Source organism: Acidobacteriota bacterium (assembly GCA_040752675.1).
Taxonomy (GTDB): domain Bacteria; phylum Acidobacteriota; class Polarisedimenticolia; order JBFMGF01; family JBFMGF01; genus JBFMGF01.
The window spans coordinates 50,291-57,185 of sequence record JBFMGF010000065.1 but is presented as its reverse complement, the minus strand read 5'-3'; the positions used below and the strand labels follow the sequence as shown (position 1 = coordinate 57,185).

6 protein-coding genes are annotated in these 6,895 nt (G+C 44.0%); all 6 read right to left on the bottom strand.

Annotated elements, in window-relative coordinates; all coding sequences use genetic code 11:
* On the bottom strand, positions 1-562 hold a 562-nt coding region (locus AB1756_06755; protein ID MEW5807028.1), incomplete at its 3' end, for a Wzz/FepE/Etk N-terminal domain-containing protein.
* 94 nt (positions 563-656) lie between these two features.
* Entirely contained in the window at positions 657-1,817 is a 1,161-nt protein-coding gene (locus AB1756_06750; protein ID MEW5807027.1) for a polysaccharide biosynthesis/export family protein, read from the bottom strand.
* An 83-nt stretch (positions 1,818-1,900) separates the two neighbouring features.
* Positions 1,901-3,175: a hypothetical protein gene (locus AB1756_06745; GenBank protein MEW5807026.1), complete on the bottom strand. Its 1,275-nt coding sequence runs from the start codon at positions 3,173-3,175 to the stop codon at positions 1,901-1,903.
* Positions 3,176-3,343: 168 nt separating this feature from the next.
* Positions 3,344-4,432, bottom strand: coding sequence for a nucleotidyltransferase family protein (locus tag AB1756_06740; protein ID MEW5807025.1), 1,089 nt, complete (start codon positions 4,430-4,432; stop codon positions 3,344-3,346).
* 32 nt (positions 4,433-4,464) lie between these two features.
* Entirely contained in the window at positions 4,465-5,481 is a 1,017-nt protein-coding gene (locus AB1756_06735; protein ID MEW5807024.1) for a glycosyltransferase family 2 protein, read from the bottom strand.
* An 88-nt stretch (positions 5,482-5,569) separates the two neighbouring features.
* The gene (locus AB1756_06730; protein ID MEW5807023.1) at positions 5,570-6,895 is read right to left on the bottom strand and encodes a sugar transferase; all 1,326 of its coding nucleotides are present in this window, start codon (positions 6,893-6,895) and stop codon (positions 5,570-5,572) included.

Here is a 6,895-nt window from a genome sequence, read left to right as displayed (position 1 = left end):
TCTTGAGCATCTCCTCGACAATCCTCTGAATCCCTTCCACCGCTTTATCCACGTTCCTCTTCACATATTCATCCGCTACCGCATTGACCCATTCCGTAATCTCCTGAGGATTCGTCCCTTCGATGCTGATTTTGACAATGCCCGTATCTTTTTTTGGCTCAACATCTATCCTTCTCACGAAAAGGCCCACTGGATCTTTCGCTCCCTTGAAAGAGGGGTGTTCCATCAACCCCAACTTGTCGATAACTCGTTGGGCAATATCTCGGCTTTTGATGATTTCGAGCTGAGTATTGTGATACTTTTCTTCAGCAAACCATCCATATCCCTGTGCTCCGAGACCCGCTGCCTCCTGACCTTGAAGAATGCGCCTTGCTTCAGGCTGGATCTCAACTGTTACGGTCGATCTATAGATAGGGGTTTGAACAAAAGTTCCAATGGCTACAATTGCAAAAATAATAGTAAATATAGACGCGACGGTCCATCGCCCGCGCCAGATGACCTTCCAGTAATCGCGAAGATGGATTTCCCTTTCTTCTTTCGTAACCCGACTTATATTTTCCATCAAATTCCTGCCTCTTGAAATTGCTTGTTTTTAATATACTTTTTCATTAGGCTCAATTCAAGTAAAGTTGAAATTCCCATCTCTGCAATTTCTTTTACAGAAATCTCCGCTTCACGATGATAATGTCTCCGGCCTTCAGTGGGACATCGGGACTCTTCCCATCCATGATCTTCTTCAGGTTGTACTTTTCCTTGATCTGGCCGTTTTCCGATTCTCTAAAGATCTCCACCGTCTCGTCATACCAATCGGTCAACCCCTGGGCGATCGAGATAGCCTTGAGCAGGGTCATCCCCTTTTCCAGGGGGAAATCACAGTTCCTTTTCACCTCTCCCTGGATATAGGCGTATTTCATCTTCGGAACAGTGATCACATCTCCATTCATGAGCATAATATTGGCTATTCCTTCTTCAAAATCCGTTCTATCGATTCGGATCTGTTCTGACTCCATCCCAGAACCAGTCTTTCGCGTAATGATGATCTCAGTTCCGGCAAGACCGGTCAGCCCGCCCACTTCTGCAATGGCATCTTTTAAGCTAGTGTTTCCTTTCAGTGCCACTCTTCTCTGATTGCGTACTTCACCTGTGATGTAAGCCCACTGGCTGTTGTACTCGACAACTTCGATGTTCACCTGTGGATCAACGATGTAATCTCTGGCATAAAGCTGCGTGATCTTATCCGTTAGCTGCAGGATAGTCAGACCAGCCACATCGACATCCCCGATCAAAGCGAAATTAGTCTTACCATCCTTTCCGACCTGAACCGTTCTGGATAAATCTGGATTATTATAGATCGAGATGGACAGCTTATCGTCTGGACCAATCACATATCTTTCCTCAATAGTGAGCTGTCGATTTCCAGCGTCTGACGCAATCTTGACAAATCTCAGCCTGAGGGCATTACCCTTTTTCTCCATACCAGAAAGGAAGGCGCCCGATAATTTAAGAATAGTCTCTTTTCCTTTTTTCTCTTGAGTATTTCCCTCTTTCAAATAAACCTTTTCAACAAAGCCTTCTACTCGATCCTTTTCGGAAACGATGATCCCCTGAAAATTCTCCAATTGCAGGCTGACGAGGCCTGCATCCGTATCGATCCTGTAATCGGTCCCCGTTTCCGGAAGGCTGATAGTCACCGTCATCTCCTTTCCGTCAGATTGGACCTCATAACTCAGGCGGCAGATATTCTGGGCTGCCGGCATCGTCCATACGGAGAGAGCCAGGAGGCACGAAAAGATCATATAGCTAATTACCTTTTTCAATGTCATCCCCTCATGAAATATAAACGGCAAAAGCAGCTCTATAAAATTATCGAGCTCTTTTGCCTCCATTTATGCACCAGATTTTAGAACCAACCGAACCCCATCTGAATAAAGAAACGGTTGGCATCGAAACCATATATGTCGATATTCGTATCTCGCTTGATCCAGGAATATCCTGCTCTCAGACCCATGGTCGGGGTGAAGAGATGGTTGACACCAAGATCGATCCTGCTCATTTTATCCTCGCGCGTGATTCCGTTATAGGCTGACATGATGGAAGTTAAGCTCGCCTCGACAGGATCGGGATATCTATTCAGCGAGTAAGATCCCCTGATAGAGACAGAAGTAAATTTCGCGATGTACTGTATGAGGCCAAAAGACCCCATGTTGGAAAGATAATATTTGTTATTCAAGAAATAGGACTGGTATGCATATCTTCTCAGGCCGAAATCGATCCAGAATTTCGAGGATAATTGAGTTTTCAGGGAAGCCTCGGCCGTGATTCCCGCGAAGTCCGATGCTTCCACACCACCCTTGAATGAAAGGTTGGAATAGGAGATGCTTGCGAAACCGGTCGTTTTTTTCAGAAGATTGCCCTTCAACCCCACCGCAACAATGTTCTCATCGAATTCCTCTTCTTTCGTGCGGATCATCTCTCCAAGAGCGTTGTAAACCGGGATCCCCTGGGTGAAAGTCCTGAAAGAATAATTACTGAAGATGGTTAGCTGAGGAGTAAGATTCTGATAGTAGGAAGCTCTTGCTCCTTTTGCATCATAATTGAAGAAAGAACTGACAGCCAGTCTGTCGAATTTCAGGTCGTCATAATTAGCTTTGATCTCAAAACCTCGCTGGCCGGCAAAATCATAACCGAACCCGAGTGTCGAGGTGCTCAACCTGAATTGATCGGCTCCAAAGACAGTTTCGCCGCCGGGGTCGAATGATTCAACTTCAAGAATCCCCTTTGTGTAATCTTCCTTGAATGAAACTCTCATTCCGTTCGAGAACATCAGAAGAGTATCCAGGTTAAGGATATGGGAGATATTCTCTGCCAGATCGTAATCCGCAAAGCTCCTGTACTGCGGCGTGTAGGAGAGTCTAGCATAAGAATGAGAGAAAGGAAGCTCGAAGCGGAAGGTCGGCTTGATCGTGTAAATGTTATCTGAAACCTTCTCGAAGCCGAAGAGTTCGGCAAACTGCTCATTCCTGGAAAAGACATTGTCGTTGTATTCATATCCAAAGAGGACTGAAGGAAAGAAGATGACATTGCCAAGTGTTAAGCCCTTTTCGGGGCTTATGCCGCTTGACTGCTGGGCAGGAGATGGCCAGATGGAGACAGCTAATAAAAAAAGAAAAATCAATGAATTCTTAAAATATTTCATGCATTTCATAAGAGTTTTTGCCCTTGTGCCCGTCTTTCCCAATATGATCTATACCCTTCTCCTTCATCGAAAAATTTGATAGAAATAATACATCCTAATAGAGGTTGCGTCAAGGTTTGCAGCTATAAGTCATTGTATTTTTAGAGGTTAATCTTCTTCGAATGTCACCCAAGGGTTCCTGAAGAGCCTGTTCAGGGTGAAAAGAAAAATGTACTCTGGACGATCGATGGCGATTGTGCGCACCATCCTTTCCACAAGCTTACTTCCTCCTGATTCAAGGAATTTCAGGGGATTCTCTGAATAATATCTCGAGATGATAAAGCCGCGGAAGAGAGGAATGCGGACACGCGAGAAGATTGAAGGATGCAATAGGTCAGGAAAAAGTTTCTTCAGGTAAAGCAAGGCGAAACAGACCGAGTAGAAACAACTCCATTCAGTACTTTTCTGAAAGACATAGTCCATGTCAACAGGATTTTTCTTCAGAATTTCCTTCAGATCGACGTGCCATTTGAGCTGTACATGGAAGGTGTGATGGAAAAGATGGAGGCATAGATGGATGAGGAGGTGCTCCGGCTTCAGGAATTTGACGTTTGGTGGAAATGGTGAAAGTGTTTCCGCATTCTTCCATATCTCATCCATGTCAACCCGGTACCGGAACTTCTGGGAAAGGTCCCAGTGGACCTCGAAAAGGCATGGGAAGAGACTCTTCGTCCAGCATTCCACCGTGTAGGAAGCCTTCTTGAAATAGCGCAACTCCTGGCCTGAAGGAACTTTGAGATCGAGAGCCTTTAGCATCTCCAGGAATTCATCGAGATCTGCCGGGTGGATGAGAAGATCGATGTCATCTAGATGACGGAGCTCCTGTGATTTATATATGCGGTGGACAAGATCGGCCCCTTTGAGAAGGATTATGTCTATCTTCCTTCCGGAAGCTTTCTCGATGATCTTATCAAGGATCCCAAGGATATAGGCATTATCGACCTTGGCTTTCTTTCTGCTCGTTTTGAAGAGATTTGTCATATCGGGCGGAAATAGAGGCTGGCATCCCTGAGATTCTATAAGCCAGTCGATGTAAGCCCCTGTCCCCGAGTTTTTCAGAAGCTTTTGAAACCTTTCCTGGTCCAGCGGCACTCTCCGCAACTGATCATCTTTCAGGAGCGATTCAGCATGAGCCCAGTCCGCTCTAAGAAGATCCAGCAATAGCCTCTCTTCACAGTACTCTGTTTCCTGGGACAATGACATTCTCACCTTTGGATCGTTTCTTGTGACTATTTTATTCTAATCAGCAGCCTTCTTATAGCCTGGAAAGACCCGTAGATAAACCCCATTCCATAGCTGAGATGGATGAGAGGTGTGATTAAAAAAACGATGGCTGCCGGTCTCAGCCCCAGCAGGGGAATCGATGACAGCGTGAAAACAACAATCATGAGAAGATAAAGAGCATTAAGAAGCCACAAATTAAAAAATAGCCATCCTGGAGAATATCCCGACCAGATTTTTTCGATAAGCAGAAGAACCGAGAGCAGGAACGAGACAGTGAATAGCGCAGGTACGAAATACTTTACTTTGACCGCTTCCGTATGCTTCGACAGGACGATCGGCTTCACTCTTCCGTAATGGAAATACTGTCTGGACAGCGACCCGAAGCTGTTTCTGGGAAAATAGTAAAATTTAATCTCTGGATCCAGGATAATCCTGTAACCCGCTTTTCTGATCCTGGTATTCAGTTCAAAATCCTCTCCTGGAGGCAATGTTTCATCGAAGTATCCAACCTTCTCCAGGACTTCCCTCTTGAAGCTTCCTGTCTGGATGGAATCCACATAAGCTCTCTTCCTCAACGTCCTGTAAGGGACAGACCCGACTCCGAGTTTTGAGTTCAGAACGTAAGAAGCGGCTTTTCTGAAAGAGGTATCTATCACCATGCGTACAGGACCGCCAACAACCTTCTCACCCGTTTCTTCAAAGACCTTTGCGATGGAAGAGAGATAATCCCTATCCACGTAACTGTGTGCATCAACCCTCGTGATAATATCCCCCTTAGCATTCTTTGTCCCGATATTGATTGCGGAAGCTGCAATCCTTCCCGGGTTGTCGAAGATCATTACTCTACCCGATCCTGCCAGTTCCCGGACGATCTCCATCGAACCATCCGTCGAGCCTCCATCCACCGCAATGATCTCATACCTATCAGCAGGATAGTCCTGATCGATCAGCGATTCCATATTCCTCCGGATAAACTTCTCCTCATTATAGATGGGAATGATGACCGAGATAAATGGTAACAAGCAGCTTTTTTCCATTTCTAATCCATTAATTGAAAAGTATGATAGTTTAAAATCAGAGGAAAATAAACATCTTTGAATATCAGAAATTTTAGGAACCGCGATGAAAGAAGATCGTTTGAATAGTCTTGAGCATGATTATGATATCGAGGAAGATGGACATTTCCTGAATATAGTAAAGATCATACTGGAGCTTGATGTGGGCATCTTCAATAGAAGCTCCGTATTGATAGTTGACCTGCGCCCATCCAGTTAGACCGGGTTTCGCTGAAAACCTTAAAGAATAATAAGGAATGTACTGCTCAAGCATGGCAACGAAGTTCGGTCGCTCTGGTCTCGGACCCACAAGACTCATATCGCCCTTGAAAACATTGATGAATTGAGGAATTTCATCGAGTCTTGTCCTTCTCAATATGCGTCCAATGAATGTGACGCGTGGATCATTCCTGCTCGCCCATACAGGACCATCTTCCTCGGCATTAGCGATCATTGTCCGAAACTTGATAAGCTGATATGATTTCTTATCGAGTCCAACTCTTTCCTGCTTGTAGAAGATGGGGCCTTTGGACGTCAGCTTTATGGGTATGGCAAGCAAGAGTAAAAGTGGTGATAGAATGATTAAAGCAAGCGCTGAGACCCATATATCAATGACACGCTTAATATTTTTTTCTTCCAGCCGGCTGCCGCCAAGGAACTTCTGGCTGAAGATAAGCCATGTATCTTCTATGCACTTGACTGGAACTTTCCCTGTCACTTTCTTGTAAAATGTCGGCATTTCGAAAACATTAATTCCCCGCGACTTTAGATCAAGAATAGACTTAATCATAACTCCATTTACTTCAAACTTTCGATGAAGAATTGCAAAAACAATAATGTCTATCCTTTTTTCATTTACAACCTTTAATATATCTTTGCTCGTTCCAAGAACTGGAATGCTTTCAATTGTTTTGCTCTGTTTTTCTGGATCATCATCAATAAAACCAATGATTCGATAGAATGAGGAAAAATTCTTTTGCATTTCCTCAGCAAAAGCTCTTCCTATTCGCCCTGCTCCTATTACAAGGATATTTTTATGAGATAGAATTTTCGGATTTACAAGATAAGATATAAACCTCCATAGCGAGATAAAAACCCACAGCAATATGGCATGAACTGTAAGAACACCCCTACCCATTCTCCAGTGAGGGCCAAAATAGTAAAAAATAGAAATGACTAGCATCGAAAAGATGATGAGAATGCTGATCCTAAGAAAATCTTTCCATCTCTTGAATTCCTTTTCGAGATTGTACAATTCTCCAATATAGAAAATGGAAATGTAGATCACCACAAGAGTCCAGGAAGCAACCGTATAGTTTTTCAAGATTTTATAAAGATGAAAATGATAAGTGAGCAGAAACTCCCTCAAATCAACATCCAT